The 14,949-nt window shown below is 66.0% G+C and carries 13 protein-coding genes; 6 read left to right on the top strand and 7 right to left on the bottom strand.

Features of this window, described 5'->3' with window-relative positions; genetic code table 11:
* Positions 1 to 16 precede the first annotated feature (16 nt).
* Complete coding sequence (locus ACUDP5_RS14980) at positions 17 to 3,640, top strand: hydantoinase B/oxoprolinase family protein (RefSeq protein ID WP_445656443.1); 3,624 nt, start codon at positions 17 to 19, stop codon at positions 3,638 to 3,640.
* A 69-nt stretch (positions 3,641 to 3,709) separates the two neighbouring features.
* On the opposite strand, the gene ACUDP5_RS14975 is transcribed toward ACUDP5_RS14980, so the two are convergent.
* The gene (locus ACUDP5_RS14975; RefSeq protein WP_445656442.1) at positions 3,710 to 4,771 is read right to left on the bottom strand and encodes a C45 family autoproteolytic acyltransferase/hydolase; all 1,062 of its coding nucleotides are present in this window, start codon (positions 4,769 to 4,771) and stop codon (positions 3,710 to 3,712) included.
* A 164-nt stretch (positions 4,772 to 4,935) separates the two neighbouring features.
* Between ACUDP5_RS14975 and glnH the strand changes: the two genes are divergently transcribed.
* The 3 genes from glnH to glnQ all read left to right on the top strand — a co-directional run bounded on the left by glnH (position 4,936) and on the right by glnQ (position 7,232).
* Positions 4,936 to 5,688, top strand: a complete 753-nt coding sequence (glnH, locus tag ACUDP5_RS14970) for a glutamine ABC transporter substrate-binding protein GlnH (RefSeq protein ID WP_263915576.1) — start codon at positions 4,936 to 4,938, stop codon at positions 5,686 to 5,688.
* 162 nt (positions 5,689 to 5,850) lie between these two features.
* Positions 5,851 to 6,507 (top strand): glutamine ABC transporter permease GlnP, encoded by a 657-nt coding sequence (glnP, locus tag ACUDP5_RS14965; protein WP_263915575.1) that lies wholly within the window; start codon positions 5,851 to 5,853, stop codon positions 6,505 to 6,507.
* Positions 6,504 to 7,232: a glutamine ABC transporter ATP-binding protein GlnQ gene (gene glnQ, locus ACUDP5_RS14960; protein WP_263915574.1), complete on the top strand. Its 729-nt coding sequence runs from the start codon at positions 6,504 to 6,506 to the stop codon at positions 7,230 to 7,232. Before glnP ends, glnQ begins: the two co-directional genes overlap by 4 nt.
* A gap of 65 nt (positions 7,233 to 7,297) precedes the next feature.
* Here glnQ and ACUDP5_RS14955 read toward each other — a convergent pair whose 3' ends face one another.
* The 6 genes from ACUDP5_RS14955 to ACUDP5_RS14930 form a co-directional block, all read right to left on the bottom strand.
* On the bottom strand, positions 7,298 to 7,468 hold the full coding sequence (locus ACUDP5_RS14955) for a hypothetical protein (protein ID WP_263915573.1): 171 nt from the start codon (positions 7,466 to 7,468) through the stop codon (positions 7,298 to 7,300).
* On the bottom strand, positions 7,468 to 9,762 hold the full coding sequence (locus ACUDP5_RS14950) for a RelA/SpoT family protein (protein ID WP_445656441.1): 2,295 nt from the start codon (positions 9,760 to 9,762) through the stop codon (positions 7,468 to 7,470). The genes ACUDP5_RS14955 and ACUDP5_RS14950 overlap by 1 nt, the downstream gene beginning before the upstream one ends.
* Before the next feature lie 22 nt (positions 9,763 to 9,784).
* Positions 9,785 to 9,988 (bottom strand): DNA-directed RNA polymerase subunit omega, encoded by a 204-nt coding sequence (gene rpoZ, locus ACUDP5_RS14945; protein WP_006219679.1) that lies wholly within the window; start codon positions 9,986 to 9,988, stop codon positions 9,785 to 9,787.
* Positions 9,989 to 10,034: 46 nt separating this feature from the next.
* On the bottom strand, positions 10,035 to 10,667 hold the full coding sequence (gmk, locus tag ACUDP5_RS14940) for a guanylate kinase (protein WP_263915571.1): 633 nt from the start codon (positions 10,665 to 10,667) through the stop codon (positions 10,035 to 10,037).
* 178 nt (positions 10,668 to 10,845) lie between these two features.
* Complete coding sequence (locus ACUDP5_RS14935) at positions 10,846 to 11,859, bottom strand: c-type cytochrome (protein WP_263915570.1); 1,014 nt, start codon at positions 11,857 to 11,859, stop codon at positions 10,846 to 10,848.
* Entirely contained in the window at positions 11,856 to 12,578 is a 723-nt protein-coding gene (locus ACUDP5_RS14930) for a c-type cytochrome (protein ID WP_445656440.1), read from the bottom strand. The genes ACUDP5_RS14935 and ACUDP5_RS14930 overlap by 4 nt, the downstream gene beginning before the upstream one ends.
* A gap of 283 nt (positions 12,579 to 12,861) precedes the next feature.
* On the opposite strand from ACUDP5_RS14930, the gene ACUDP5_RS14925 reads away from it, so the two are divergent.
* Entirely contained in the window at positions 12,862 to 13,632 is a 771-nt protein-coding gene (locus tag ACUDP5_RS14925) for an SDR family oxidoreductase (protein ID WP_445656439.1), read from the top strand.
* A gap of 278 nt (positions 13,633 to 13,910) precedes the next feature.
* Positions 13,911 to 14,903, top strand: coding sequence for an IS110 family transposase (locus ACUDP5_RS14920; RefSeq protein WP_263915840.1), 993 nt, complete (start codon positions 13,911 to 13,913; stop codon positions 14,901 to 14,903).
* Positions 14,904 to 14,949 lie beyond the last annotated feature (46 nt).

Below are 14,949 nucleotides of genomic sequence, written 5' to 3'. Positions count from 1 at the left end.
GTACCCGAGGATACTTATGAAGTGGCAATTCTGGATTGATCGTGGGGGCACCTTTACCGACATCGTGGCGCGCCGCCCCGATGGCTCGACCACCACCGCGAAGATGCTGTCGGAAAATCCCGAGCAGTACCGCGACGCCGCCGTGGCAGGCATCCGCAAGCTGCTGGGCATCGCGCCCGGGCAGCCGGTGCCGACCGAACAGGTCGAATGCGTGAAGATGGGCACCACCGTGGCCACCAACGCCTTGCTCGAACGCAAGGGCGAACGCACGCTGCTGGTCACCACCCGCGGCTTCCGTGATGGCCTGCGAATTGCCTACCAGAACCGTCCGCGCCTGTTCGACCGCAACGTCGTGCTGCCGGAAATGCTGTACGAAAGCGTGGTCGAGGCCGACGAGCGCGTCGCCGCCGATGGCGAAGTGATCCGCGACCTGGACGAAGCCGGCCTGCGCCGCGACATGCAGGCCGCGTTCGACAGCGGCATCCGTGCCGTGGCGATCGTGTTCATGCACGCCTGGCACGCCGCCGGGCACGAGCAACGCGCCGCCCGCATCGCCCGGGAAGTCGGCTTTACGCAGGTCTCGGCCTCGCACGAGGTCAGCCCGCTGATCAAGTACGTCTCGCGTGGCGACACCACCGTGGTCGACGCCTACCTGTCGCCCATTCTCAAGCGCTACGTGGACCAGGTGGCCGGCGAATTGCCCGGCATCCGCCTGATGTTCATGCAGTCCAGCGGCGGCCTGACCGACGCGCACCGCTTCCGCGGCAAGGACGCCATTCTGTCCGGCCCGGCCGGCGGCATCGTCGGCATGGTCCGCACCAGCGAACAGGCCGGCTTTGACAAGATCATCGGCTTCGACATGGGCGGCACGTCCACCGACGTCTCGCACTACGCCGGCGAATTCGAGCGCGAGTTCGAAACCCAGGTGGCCGGCGTGCGCATGCGCGCCCCGATGATGAGCATCCACACCGTGGCGGCCGGCGGCGGCTCGATCCTGCATTTCGACGGCGCGCGCCTGCGCGTCGGCCCGGACTCGGCCGGCGCCAACCCCGGCCCGGCCTGCTACCGCCGAGGCGGTCCGCTGGCCGTGACGGACTGCAACGTGCTGCTGGGCAAGATCCAACCCGACTTCTTCCCGAAGGTGTTCGGCCCCGAGGCCAACGAGCCGCTGGACCGCGACGCCGTGGCGCAGCGCTTTGCGGCCATGGCCGACGAGGTGCGCGCGGCCACGGGGCGCGACATGTCGCCCGAGCAACTGGCCGAAGGCTTCCTGGAAATTGCCGTGGGCAACATGGCCGAGGCCATCAAGCGCATCTCGGTGCAGCGCGGCCACGACGTCACCGAATACGCCCTGACGGTATTCGGCGGCGCGGGCGGGCAGCATGCCTGCCTGGTGGCCGACGCCCTGGGCATGACGACCGTGTTCGCGCATCCGCTGGGCGGCGTGCTGTCCGCTTACGGCATGGGCCTGGCCGACCAGACCGACATGCGCCAGAAGACCGTTGAAAAGGTGCTGGATGCCGACCTGATGCGCGAACTGGCCGGCGACCTGGACGCGCTGGCCAGCCAGGCCGTGGGCGAATTGCGTCGTCAGCACGTGGCCGACAGCGACATCAGCGTGCAGCGCCGCCTGCACCTGAAATACCGCGGCACGGATACGGCGCTGGAAGTTGCCTATGGCGACCTGGAACAGGCCCGCCGCGACTTCGAGGCTGCCTACCGCCAGCGTTATTCCTTCCTGATGCCCAACCGCGAGTTGGTGGTCGAGACCATTTCGGTCGAAGCGACGGGCGGCGGCGAACGCGTGACCGAAACGCCCGCATCGCGCACCCGCGACGGCGCGCTGGCTGCGCGTCAGACGGTGCGGATGTACAGCGGCGGCGCCTGGCGCGACACGCCCCTGTATGTGCGTGAAGACATGGCCGGCGGCGACGTGGTGGCGGGCCCCGCCATCATCTCCGAGCCCAACCAGACCACCGTCGTCGAACCCGGCTGGCAGGCCGAACTGACGGCGCAGGATCACTTCGTGATCCGCCGTGTCGAGGCCCGTCCGCAGCGCCGGGCCATCGGCACCCAGGCCGACCCGGTGATGCTGGAAGTCTTCAACAACCTCTTCATGTCGATCGCCGAGCAGATGGGCTACCGCCTGCAGAACACGGCGTACTCGGTCAACATCAAGGAACGCCTGGATTTCTCCTGCGCCATTTTCGACGCCAAGGCACGCCTGATCGCCAACGCGCCGCACATGCCGGTGCACCTGGGGTCCATGGGGGAATCGGTGCGCACGGTCATGCACGCCAACGCCGGCCGCATGCAGCCGGGCGACGCCTATGTGGTCAACGACCCATACCACGGCGGCACCCACTTGCCGGACGTCACCGTCATCACCCCGGTGTTCGACCGCAAGGGCAGCGAAATCCTCTTCTACGTCGGCTCGCGCGGCCACCACGCCGACATCGGCGGCACCACGCCGGGCTCGATGCCGCCGGATTCCAAGACGGTGGAAGACGAAGGCGTGCTGTTCACGAACTTCCAGCTGGTCAAGGGCGGCGAGTTCCGCGAACAGGCGGCGCGCGACATCCTGGGTTCGGGCCGCTGGCCGGCGCGCAACCCCGACCAGAACATCGCCGACATGCACGCACAGATCGCCGCCAACGAAAAGGGCGTGCAGGAATTGCTGCGCATGTGCGATCACTTCGGGCTGGACGTGGTGCGGGCCTACATGGGCCACGTGCAGGACAACGCCGAAGAGGCCGTGCGCCGCGTGATTTCGGTGCTGAAGGACGGCAGCTACGAATACCCGCTGGACAACGGCGCGGTGATCCGGGTGGCCGTGCGGGTGGACAACCAGGCGCGCAGCGCCGTGGTGGACTTCACCGGCACGTCGCCGCAGCTGGACAACAACTTCAACGCCCCGGGCGCCATTGCGGTGGCCGCGGTGCTGTATGTGTTCCGCACCCTGGTCAACGACGACATCCCGCTGAACGACGGTTGCCTGGTGCCGCTGTCCATCATCCTGCCGGAAGGCTCGATGCTGCGTCCGAACCCGCCGGCCTCGGTGGTGGCGGGCAACGTCGAAACGTCGATGTGCATCGTCAATGCGCTGTATGGCGCGCTGGGCGTGCTGGCTTCCAGCCAGGGCACGATGAACAACTTCACCTTCGGCAACGCGCGTCACCAATACTACGAGACCATCTCGGGCGGTACGGGCGCAGGCCCGGTCAAGATCGACGCCGCGGGTCCGCACGACGAAGGCTTTGCGGGGACGTCCGTGGTGCAGGCCCACATGACCAACTCGCGTCTGACGGACCCCGAAGTGCTGGAGTTCCGTTTCCCGGTGCGGCTGGAATCGTACGAGATCCGCCATGGCTCGGGCGGGGCAGGGCGCTATCGCGGTGGCGACGGCGGTATCCGACGCATCCGCTTCCTGGAAGACATGACCGCGGCCATCCTGTCGAACAACCGCCGGTTCGCGCCGTTCGGCCTGGCGGGCGGCCAACCCGCTGCCATGGGTCGCAACTACGTCGAGCGGCTGGACGGTTCGATCGAGGAACTGGGTCCGCAGGACAGCGCCCAGTTGCGCCCCGGTGATGTGTTCGTGGTGGAAACCCCTGGGGGCGGCGGTTACGGTGCGGCCTGACGCCGCACGGCATTGACCGTCGCCGGGCCGTGGCGCGATCGCGGTACGGCCCGGGCAGCCCGGTTTCGCTCAGGCGGGATCGGGCTTTTTTTCGTCGTCGGGGTCGGTCATGACGTCCAGCGCGATGTCGGCCCGGGCCTTGCGGTCGTAGACCCGCAGCGTCACCTCGTCGTCGCGGATCTCGAACATGGCGGTGGCCAGGGTGTTCTCGTCGTCCGGATCGTCTTTGGCCGTGCGCAGGATGGGCAGGTCGCCATGGGTGTCGTGCAGCGCGGCCAGCAGGTCGGCGCCGCCGGTGGCCGGCGACCAGCCATCGACGATGCCTTCGATGCGGTTCTGGCGGGTGCGCGACGAGTCGGTGACGATCTGCGCCTGGCCGCGGGTTTCCTGGTGGATCATGTGGTTGGCGTGGCCGTAGCGCGTGCCGATTTCCAGGAACGAGGCGCCGCCCGGCGCGACCTCGGCGCTGAAGATGCGCGGGTCGGCGGCCGATCCCAGCGTATGGTGAAAACCGCCCGAGCGCGGGGCATCGCGCAGCAGCGCGATGGCCTCGTCCAGCGTGGTGCAATCGAGCACCGCCCGCGCCAGCAGCATGCGCGGCACGCCCGGGTGGCGCTGGCGCGTGCGCAGGTTGTTGATGGTCTGCACCAGGCCAGCGCGGTTGGCGGCAAACGTGTGGCCGGGCAGCGACCCCGGGTAATAGAAGCTGAGGTAACCCGGCGCATCTTCCAGCGCCACGTCCACCAGGTGGCAGCGGCCGTACAGATACGGGTCGCCGTCTTCGTTGTGGCCGATCCAGCGGGTGCCGTCCGCGGCCTTCAGGGCCACCGAGGTGCAGCCATCGCCGGTGCTGCTGTGCAGCAGGTCGCCGCGGCAATTCCAGAGCAGCACGTCGGCCAGCGGCATGCGCAGCCCCTTGGCCAGGCCTTCCAGTTCTTCCCAGATGGCCGGCAGGGCGTCGCGGGCGAACTGGCCCAGTTGATCCAGGTAGCTGTGGCCGCGCCAGGGCCGCAGGGCTTCCCAGGTGCCGTTCTGTTCCAGGTAGGCCGCCATCAGCGGCCGGGCGAGCTTGCCCAGGGCGACGCCGACCTGGCGCCGATTGCCGGCGATGCGTACGTATTTGTAGGGCATGGGGATTCTCCGGGTGTCATGCGGATTGTAATTTTTCTAAGCTCTCTCCGGTGGGGACGGATGCGTTAAGATTTGCCGTAAGTTGCTCCGGCGATCCCGGCGTGACCGGCATCATGTCCCAACTACAACCCCGGGTACCAAAGGGTCCCCAAGAGGAGAGTTTCATGATTAAACGTAAAGTCGCCGCCGCCTTGGTCGGCCTGTCCATGGCCATGTTCGGCGCCGCTTCCGGCGCCTACGCCCAAGGCAAGGAATTGGTGGTGGCCACCGATACCGCCTTTGTTCCGTTCGAGTTCAAGCAGGGCAATACCTACGTCGGCTTCGACATCGATCTGTGGGCTGCCGTCGCCAAAGAGCTGAACCTGAAGTACAAGCTCCAGCCGATGGACTTCAACGGCATCATCCCGGGCCTGCAGACCAAGAACATCGACGCCGCGCTGGCCGGTATCACGATCCGCGACGACCGCAAGAAGGTCATCGACTTCTCCGACCCCTACTACGAAAGTGGCCTGGCCATCCTGGTCAGCGACAAGAACAGCGACATCAAGGACGCCAAGTCCCTGGCCGGCAAGACCGTCGCCGTCAAGACCGGCACGGCCACCGTCGACTTCCTGAAAGCCCAGGTGCCGGACGCCAAGCTCAAGCTGTTCCCCAACATCGACAACGCCTACCTCGAACTGGCCACCGGCCGCGTCGACGCCGCCGTGCACGACACGCCCAACGTCCAGTACTACGCCAATACGGCGGGCAAGGGTCGCGTCAAGGTGGTGGGTTCGCTCAAGAGCGGCGACTTCTACGGCATCGCCTTCCCCAAGGGCAGCGATCTCGTGCCGCAGGTGAACAAGGCGCTGGCCACCCTGAAGGCCAACGGCCAGTACGACGCCATCTACGAGAAGTGGTTCGGCAAGAAGCCCTGATCGTTCAGGCCTGATTGATTCTGCATTCGGGGCCGCCCGGCAGTCTGGGGCCTCGGCGCGACTTCGGTGGCGCCGGGCCTCGGCGGGCGGCCCCGAGCCGTTTGCCGCCCGGCATGGTTTGCTTCATGCCGCGGCGCGGTTGCACGCTATTAAGGGGTAATTGTGGATTTTGACTGGAATGTCGTGACAGAGGCGTTGCCCAACCTGTGGGTGGGCACGCAAATGACCATCAAGATCACCTTCTGGGGCCTGCTCGGCGGCTTCCTGCTGGGCGCGCTATCCGGCGTGACGCGGGCCTACGGGCATCCCATCCTGTCGGGCATTGCGCAGGTGTATGTCGCGGTCATCCGCGGCACGCCGATCGTGGTGCAGGTGATGTTCATCTATTTCGCCTTGCCGCTGCTGGCCAACGTCCGGGTGGATGCCGAATGGGCGGCCATCGTCACGCTCATCATTAATTCCGGCGCGTATATCTCGGAAATCGTGCGCGGGTCGCTGCTGTCCGTGCACAAGGGCCTGAAGGAAGCCGGCCAGGCCATGGGCCTGCCTTTCCACAAGATCCTGTTCCACATCATCGGGCCGGTGGCGTTTCGCCGCATGATTCCGCCGCTGGGCAACCAGTGCATCATCAGCCTGAAGGATTCGTCGCTGTTCATCGTGATCGGCGTCGCGGAACTGACCCGCCAAGGCCAGGAAATCATGGCCGCCAATTTCCGTGCGGTCGAGATCTGGTCCGCGATCGCCATCGTCTACCTGATCCTGACGGGCACGATGGCACTGGTCCTGCACCTGATCGAGAAGAGGATGCGCATACTATGAGCATGGTTGAATTTCATAACGTCACCAAGCACTTTGGACAGTCCATGGTGCTCAATGACATCTCGCTCAACATCGATGCGGGCGAAGTGGTCGTCGTGGTGGGCCCGTCCGGTTCGGGCAAGTCCACTTTCCTGCGCTGCATCAACGTGCTCGAAACCATCAACGACGGCGACCTGCTGGTCGATGGCCTGAGCGTGCGGGGCGACGCGGCGCAAGTGCGCGAGATCCGCCGCGAAGCCGGCATGGTGTTCCAGCAGTTCAATCTGTTCCCGCAGATGACCGCGCTGCAGAACGTCATGTTCGGGCCGGTGCACACGCGTGGCCTGGCGCGCGACGAAGCCCGCGAACTGGCCGAGCAGCTGCTGGCCAAGGTCGGGCTGGCCGAACGCATGAATCACTATCCCGGCGAATTGTCGGGCGGCCAGCAGCAGCGCGTGGCCATCGCCCGGGCGCTGGCCATCAAGCCCAAGCTGATGCTGTTCGACGAGCCCACCTCGGCGCTTGATCCTGAACTGCGCCACGAGGTGCTCAAGGTCATGCGCGACCTGGCCGAAGAAGGCATGACCATGGTCGTGGTAACCCACGAAATGGAGTTTGCGCGCAAGGTCGGCAGCCGCCTGATCTTCATCGACGCGGGCAAGATCGCGCACGACGGTCCGCCGGCCGAGCTGCTGGACAATCCGCCCAGCCAGCGCCTGAAAGACTTCCTGCAGCACGTGGCCTGAGGGGGGGGCAGGGGCGCCGGACTCTCTCCGGCGCCCCCGCTTGCCACGCCTGGGCTTGCGCCGGTTCAGCGGACCGGCAGCGCCACCACTTCATCCGTCGTCATGATGGCGCCGAACGGGTCCGCCAGCGCGGCCAGCGGTTCAGGCGGGCCTGAAGCGGGTCGGCGCGCTGGCGGCGAGGACGAGCTGCGGGGAAAAGATCCGGCGCGGGCGGCATTGCCCGCGCCGGATGGCATCAGCCTTTCACGCGGACGATCTTCTGCACTTGCGGCACGTGGCGGATGGCGCGGATGACCTGGGCCAGGTGCTTGCGGCTGTCGACCTGGATGGTCAGGTGCAGCGATACCGTGGACACGGCGTCATCGTGCATGGTGACGTGCATGATGTTGGCGTCGGCCGCGGTGACTTCCGCTGCCAATCGGCCCAGCACGCCGCGTTCGTTGCGCGTGACGATGTCCAGGCGCGTCGCCAGGTGCTTGGCGGTGTGGGTATCCCACGCCACGTTGATCCAGCGTTCGGGTTCGCGCAGGCGCTGGCGCATCGCCACCGGGCAGTCGGCGGTATGCACCACCAGCCCGTGGCCCATGCGCATGCCGGCGATGATCGGGTCGCCGGGCAGCGGGCCGCAGCAAGGCGCCAACTGCACTGCCTGGCCTTCGTTGCCCTGGATCAGGATGGGCGCGCTGCGGGCCGAGGTCAGTTCGTCCACCGCGGCGGCGGTGGTGGCGACCAATTGATATTCGGGCGCAAAACGCCGCGCCACCACGGCCGCCAGGCGCTTGCCCAAACCGATGTCGGCCAGGATTTCTTCGCGTGAACTGGCGCCGGTGCTGCGCGCCAGCTTCTGCCAGGCCGGGTCGTCGGTCGCCGGCAGCGGCATGTGCAGCTCTTGCAGGGCCTGGCCCAGCAGGCGTTCGCCGAAGGCCACGGATTCTTCGTACTTGACCGTGCGCAGGTAGTGGCGGATTTCGGAACGCGCGCGACCGGTGCGCACGTAGTTCAGCCACTGCGCGTTGGGCCGCGACGCCGGCGAGGTCACGATTTCGACCGTGTCGCCGCTGTTCAGCTCGGTGCGCAACGGCACGAATTCGCCGTTGACCTTGGCCGCCACGGCCTGGTTGCCGATGTCGGTATGGATGGCGTAGGCGAAGTCGACCGGCGTGGCGCCACGCGGCAGCGAGATGATCTTGCCGCGCGGGGTGAACACATAGACGGCGTCGGGGAACAGGTCGACCTTGACGTGTTCGAGGAATTCGCCCGAATCGCCGGTCTGGCTCTGGATGTCCAGCAGCGACTGCAACCATTGGTGGGTGCGCTTCTGCAGGTCGTTCAGGGTCAGGTCGTCGCCCTTGTACAGCCAGTGCGAGGCCACGCCTTCTTCGGCCACGTGGTGCATGTCGCGGGTACGGAACTGGAATTCCACCGGCGTGCCGTAGGGGCCCACCAGCGTGGTGTGCAGCGACTGGTAGCCGTTGACCTTCGGGATGGCGATGTAGTCCTTGAACTTGCCGGGTACCGGGCGGTACAGCTGGTGCAGCGTGCCCAGGGCCAGATAGCACTCGGGCAGCGTATGCACGATGACCCGAAAGCCGTAGATGTCGAGCACATCGGAGAAGGACTTTTTCTGGTCCTCCATCTTGCGGTAGATGCCGTACAGCGTCTTTTCGCGGCCGGTGACCTCGGCTTCGATGCCGGCGGCCGGCAACGCGGCGCGCACCGAATCGGCAATTTTGCCGATGACCTCGCGACGGTTGCCGCGCGCGGCCAGCACGGCCTTGTACAGCACCTGGTAGCGGTTGGGGTACATGGCCGCAAAGCACAGGTCCTGCAGTTCGCGGAACAGCAGGTTCAGCCCCAGCCGATGGGCGATGGGCGCGTAGATGTCCAGCGTTTCCCGGGCGATGCGGCGCCGCTTTTCGGGATTGACCGCGTCCAGCGTGCGCATGTTGTGCAGGCGGTCGGCCAGCTTGATGAGGATGACGCGCACGTCGCGCGCCATCGCCAGCAGCATCTTGCGGAAACTCTCGGCCTGCTGTTCGGCCTTGGTGGCGAAATCCAGGCGGTCGAGCTTGGACAGGCCATCGACCAGTTCAGCCACTTCGGGGCCGAATTTCTCGGCCAGCTCGTGCTTGGCAATGCCCTGGTCTTCCATCACGTCGTGCAGCAGGGCGGCGGACAACGCGTTGACGTCGAGCTTCCAGCCTGCGCAGATTTCGGTGACGGCGATGGGGTGCGAGATGTAGGGCGACCCGCTGGCGCGGAACTGGCCCAGGTGCGCCTGGTCGGCGAAGCGATAGGCTTCGCGAACGCGTTCTACGTCTTTCTTGTCGAGATAGCTGCCGATGATTTCGGTCAGCGGCGCCAGCGAAGCGACCGGCGAGGCGGTCGCGTCAGCCGCTTCTTGCGCGGCGACGGATGCTGGCGTGGAGGGGTTCTTGTCTTTCTTGCCCGTGCGGCGCCCAAGACGGGAGCCGGCACGTAGCGCGGCAAGCAGACCAGATGAAGCGTACTTCAGCCCGGGAAAAGCCATGCTTGCCGCCCCCCGGAACGTATCAGGTGGGAACTTTACGCAGCATTTCCACGCCGGTGAGGCCGCCTGCGATTTCGCGCAGCGCAGTGACCGTGGGCTTGTCTTTGCTGTCCAGGCGCGGGGCATGGCCTTGCGCCAGCTCGCGGGCGCGGTACGTGGCGGCCAGCGTGAGCTTGAAACGGTTGGGGATCTGATTCAGACAGTCTTCGACGGTAATGCGAGCCATTAGGACACCTGGTGCTGATGGAGGATAGGGAGAATGCGGATTCGTTTCAGTGGGCCGCCGGGATGCCGAGTTGCGCAAACAATTCAGCGTGGCGGGCGGCCTGAGACGAAAAACGTAGCCGGGCGGCGCTGACGATTTGAGTCAGTTCCGACAAGGCTACGCTAAATTCTTGATTAATAATAACATATTCGCATTCAGGCGCGTGGGCGATTTCGCCCCCGGCGGCCATCAGGCGGCGCGCGATCACTTGCGGGGCATCCTGGCCGCGCGCCTTGAGCCGGCTTTCGAGCTCTTCGATGGACGGCGGCAGCACGAAAATGCCGATGGCGGCCGGAAAACGCTGGCGCACCTGGCGCGCGCCTTGCCAATCGATTTCAAGCAGCACGTCGCGGCCATCACGCGTAGCGGCGTCGATGGGATCGCGCGGGGTGCCGTAGAAATTGCCATGCACTTCGGCCCATTCCAGCAGACGCTGCTCGTCGCGCAGCTGCTTGAATTCGTCGGCGCTGATGAAGCGGTATTCGCGGCCGTCTTCCTCGCCGGGGCGCGGGGCGCGGGTGGTGCAGGAAACGGACAGGAGAATGGCGGGATCTTGCTGGAGCAAGGCCTTGACCAGGCTGGACTTGCCGGCGCCGCTGGGTGCGACGACCATGAAGACATTTCCGGGGTTGACGTGCATGAATATGACGAGCGTGTGATGCCAAGACCCGAAGGATAGCAAATCGCGCGGTGCGGCAGGGGAAAACCCGCCGCGCCGCGCGATTTTGCGGGGAACGTCTTTCGGCGATGGTTCGGCGCCGGAGACGCTTGCCAGGCATTTGGCCCCGCTTTGCCTGGGCTTGCCTATCCGGCGTCGATTATTGGGCGGCCGCCTGCACCAGCTTGCCGCCCGGCGCGGGCGAGTCGCTGCCGAGCAGGTGGCCGTTGACTTCCAGGCCGTACAGCGAGTCGTCCGAATCGTGGTACTTGGCGCGGGTCTTGGCGACCGAGTCGGTGTAGCGCGGGTCCTGCGGGCGTTCGTGCGCGTTCATGAAATATGCCACGTCCCACGCTTCCTGGTCGCTCAGCATGCCGGCCTGGCCCAAGGGCATGTTGGCCTTGATGAAGCCGGCGGCGTTGCCGATCTGGTGCATGCCCGCGCCCCAGTTGAACGAGTCCGGCCCCCAAAGCGCCGGGAAGACCCAGTGCGAGCCGTTCTTCTGGCCCTGGCCCTTGTCGCCGTGGCAGACGGCGCAGTACTGCGCATAGACCTCGCCACCGCGCACGTAGTCCGCCTTCTGGGCCGGCGCGGGCAGCTTCAGGTAGCCCTGGCCCTTGAGCGCCACGCCGGTGGGCGCCTTGCTGGCCAGCCAGAACATGTAGGTCTGCAGGGCGGTCAGCACGGGATCGTCGGCCGCGGGCGCCTTGCCGTTCATGCTGAAGCGGAAACAGCCTTGCAGGCGCTCGGCCAGCGTGTTGACGTGGCCGTTCTTGGCGCGGTAGGCGGGATACAGCACGTAGGCCGCCCACATCGGCGCGGAATCGGCGCGGCGGCCGGCGTCCAGGTGGCAACTGACGCAGTTCAGGTCGTTGCCGACGAACTTGGCGGCGTTCTGCGGGGTGTGCAGGAAGATCTGCTCGCCCTGGCGCACGATCTTGCCGAACTCGCTGTCGGGCAGCGAGGCGGCGGTGGGGGGCGTGAAGGCGGGGCGGGCATCGGCGACGGGACCGGCGGCGCGGGCAGCAGGGGCGGCCAGGCCGCCGGCCAGGGCCAGCGCGGCGAGCAGGGCGGTGGCGCGGCGGCCGGTGGCCTGATCGGCGCGTCGGGCGGCGCCGCGGCTTGGGATCCGGGCGACAAGCCGGTCGGAGAGTCGGCGGGACATCGAATTCATGGCTTGGCTCCCGCGGCGGGGGTGGCTTGCGCGGCAAGCAGGTCGGCCGCCTTGGGCAGGCCGGCGTAATAGGCGGACACGGCGTCGATCTCGGCGTCGCTCAGGCGGGTGGCGACTGCCGGCATCAGGCCCAGCGGGCCGGGCGGACGCTGGCCCTGGCGCCAGGCGCGCAACTGACCCGCGATGTAGGCGGCAGGCTGGCCGGCCAGGCTGGGAAAGTTGGCGCCCACGCCGATGCCGCCGGGGCCATGGCACTGATTGCACGCGGGCACGTTTTTGTCCCAGGCGCCGCGGTTGGCGAGCCAGGCGCCGGTATCGTCGGCCTTGGCGGGTTGCTGTGCGGTGGCGGCGAGGCGGTCGATGTTCAGCGGCGAAGGCAGTTGGGCGTAGTACTGCGCCACGGCCTGGCGCTGGGCGGGGCTTAGCGCCTTGGCCGTGGGCGCCATCACCGGGCTGACGCGCGAGCCATTGGCCATGGCTTCGAGCTGTTCGGCCAGGTAGGCGGCGCCCATGCCCGCCAGGTGCGGAAAGCCGGCGACGGCATTGCCTTCGCCCTTGGCGCCATGGCAGGTGACACAGGCGGGCGCGCCGTTGGCGCCCTGGGTGCTGATCAGTTGGCCGTCAGGCGCGCCTTGGGCGCTGGCCAAGGCGCTGGCGCCCAGGGCCAGCGCGCCCGCCCAGCGAGCGACCGTACAGGACCGCAGACGAAACGGCTGCAAACTTACAGGCAGGGGCCGCAATGATTGGGGCCATGAAGACAGGGGCCGTAAAGGCATGGAGGAGGTCTCCGTCCAGTTATTGATTTTGAGTAATAAGTTAATTTCCAGAAATTATATAAAAGGTTGTGACAGATCAGCACATCGCGCGGAGATTGATGCGGCGCGCGCCGTTTCATTTGCTTGCGTGGACAGTCGGGCTGACGGGGAACCCTGGAACGTTCGCTTGCAGCATGGCCAGATCGATTCGGGTAGCATTTCGCCGATCGATAACAAGGAGAATCCGATGCACACGAACGAGATCGACCCCCCGCGCGTTGCCCTGGTGACGGGCGCAGGCACCGGCATAGGCCGCGCGGTGGCGCTGGAATTCCTGGCGCAGGGTTATCGCGTGGTGTTGGCGGGCCGCCGGCGCGAACCGCTCGAGGCCACCCGCACGGCGGCGGGCGAAGACGGCGTCAGGGCGTTGGTCGTGCCGACCGACGTGTCCGACGAGCAGGCGGTGCGCGAGCTGTTCGACGCGACGCAACGCGAGTACGGCCGGCTGGACGTGCTGTTCAACAATGCCGGCCGCGGTGCGCCTGCGATGCCGATCGAAGAGCTGCCGGTGTCGCTCTGGCGCGAGGTGGTCGACACCAACCTGACCGGCATGTTCCTGTGCGCCCAGGCCGCGATCCGCGTCATGAAGGCGCAGACGCCGCAAGGCGGCCGCATCATCAACAACGGTTCGATCTCGGCGCATGCGCCGCGGCCGTTCTCGATTGCCTACACGGCCACCAAGCATGCCGTGACGGGCCTGACCAAGTCGATTTCGCTCGATTGCCGCCCCTATCACATCGCCTGCGGCCAGATCGACATCGGCAATGCGGCCACCGAGATGACCGAGCGCATGGCGGCGGGCATCCTGCAGGCCGACGGCAGCACCAAGGTCGAGCCGCGCATGGACGTCGCCCACGTCGCCCAGGCCGTCGCCGCCATGGCCCGCCTGCCGCTGGAAGCCAACGTGCAGTTCATGACCATCATGGCCACCAATATGCCGTTCGTGGGGCGTGGCTGAACTAGCGAAAGCAGGCCGTCAAGCAAAAGGCGCCGTCAGGCGCCTTTTTTATTGGTCGCAAGAAAGCCCGCCCCGCCGCCGGGCCGCCCCAAGGGCGGGCAGCCCCCTTGTATGCTTTGACGTGTTGGGTATGAAGTTCGTTTGACCGGCCCTGTACAGCCCGTTCCCCCTTTGAGCCTAGAGCTCGTCCCCGAGCATTGGGGCGTACAGTCCGCCGTGTTTGTCACTAAGCCCGAACAGTTACCCGAAGACAAGTTCGAATGTTGCAAGGATGGGACATGACAGACGCGATGGTTAGCCAAGACAGCACCGAAGTCGTAGATTTTGTAGGCGTGGATATGGCCCAGAAGGATTTCGTCTGGAGCTTGCATGGAGTGAGGGGTACCCATGAGGCGAGCAATGACGAAGCCGGGTTCAGTGCCTTTTGTGAGGCGATCAAGGGCAAGCGCATTGGCCTGATCGTGGTCGAAGCGACTGGGGGGCTGGAGCGAGCATTGGCGTGCTACCTGCTTCAGCATGGTCTACCGGTCGCGGTGGCCAACCCGCGGGCGGCACGCGAGTTTGCGCGTAGCCTGGGCCATTTGGCTAAGACCGATGCGATTGATGCCGTGGCCTTGGCGCACTATGCCCAGACCTTGGCTGGCAAGGCAGACCAGGTCGGTGTGCAGTTTGCTCCACCGGATGAGCAGGTCGAGGTGTTGCAGGCGCTCGTGACGCGTCGCGCACAATTGATGGTCATGCGCACTGCCGAGAAGAACCGCCTAACCGGGGCGGTCCGAGTTCTTAAAGACAGCATCCGAGCAGTCATTAAGACACTCGATGCCCAGATATCCAAGCTGGATAAGGATATCAATGGGCACCTGGACACCCACTTCAAAGATCAGACCAAGCGCTTTGAAGCGATAAAAGGGGTCGGAATTACGACCTGCGCCACCTTGTTGGCATTTATGCCTGAGCTGGGAACGATCAGTGGGGCCCGAGCGGCCAAGCTGGCCGGCCTAGCACCGTTGAACCACGATTCAGGCAAGTCACGGGGCAAACGCCACATATGGGGCGGACGCAGCATAGTGCGTTGCACGCTGCATATGGCCATGCTCAGCGCGGTGAGGTTCAACCCCGTTATTAAGGCGTTCTACGATCGTCTGCTGGCGGCCGGCAAACCCAAGAAGGTCGCTCTGGTCGCTTGCTCGCACAAGCTGCTACGAATCCTGAACGCCATGGCCCGCTCCCAGCAACCATGGAACAGCCAATTGCACCTTCAGGCTGCTTGACTGGAAACACAGTTGCTCGGGGGGCAGCAAGCAAGGCGTGTGCGGC

Source organism: Achromobacter sp. NCFB-sbj8-Ac1-l, assembly GCF_052695805.1.
The sequence above is the reverse complement of the archived record's forward strand: the minus strand, read 5'-3'. Positions and strand labels throughout refer to the sequence as shown.

Bases quoted from the DNA above. Each gene is read 5' to 3' on its own strand.
- ACUDP5_RS14980 (WP_445656443.1), top strand. From the start codon at position 17: ATGAAGTGGCAATTCTGGATTGATCGTGGGGGCACCTTTACCGACATC.
- gmk (WP_263915571.1), bottom strand. From the start codon at position 10,667: ATGCACGTCAACCCCGGAAATGTCTTCATGGTCGTCGCACCCAGCGGC.
- ACUDP5_RS14920 (WP_263915840.1), top strand. From the start codon at position 13,911: ATGACAGACGCGATGGTTAGCCAAGACAGCACCGAAGTCGTAGATTTT.
- ACUDP5_RS14935 (WP_263915570.1), bottom strand. From the start codon at position 11,859: ATGAATTCGATGTCCCGCCGACTCTCCGACCGGCTTGTCGCCCGGATC.
- glnQ (WP_263915574.1), top strand. From the start codon at position 6,504: ATGAGCATGGTTGAATTTCATAACGTCACCAAGCACTTTGGACAGTCC.
- glnH (WP_263915576.1), top strand. From the start codon at position 4,936: ATGATTAAACGTAAAGTCGCCGCCGCCTTGGTCGGCCTGTCCATGGCC.
- rpoZ (WP_006219679.1), bottom strand. From the start codon at position 9,988: ATGGCTCGCATTACCGTCGAAGACTGTCTGAATCAGATCCCCAACCGT.
- ACUDP5_RS14925 (WP_445656439.1), top strand. From the start codon at position 12,862: ATGCACACGAACGAGATCGACCCCCCGCGCGTTGCCCTGGTGACGGGC.
- ACUDP5_RS14950 (WP_445656441.1), bottom strand. From the start codon at position 9,762: ATGGCTTTTCCCGGGCTGAAGTACGCTTCATCTGGTCTGCTTGCCGCG.
- ACUDP5_RS14955 (WP_263915573.1), bottom strand. From the start codon at position 7,468: ATGCCATCCGGCGCGGGCAATGCCGCCCGCGCCGGATCTTTTCCCCGC.
- ACUDP5_RS14975 (WP_445656442.1), bottom strand. From the start codon at position 4,771: ATGCCCTACAAATACGTACGCATCGCCGGCAATCGGCGCCAGGTCGGC.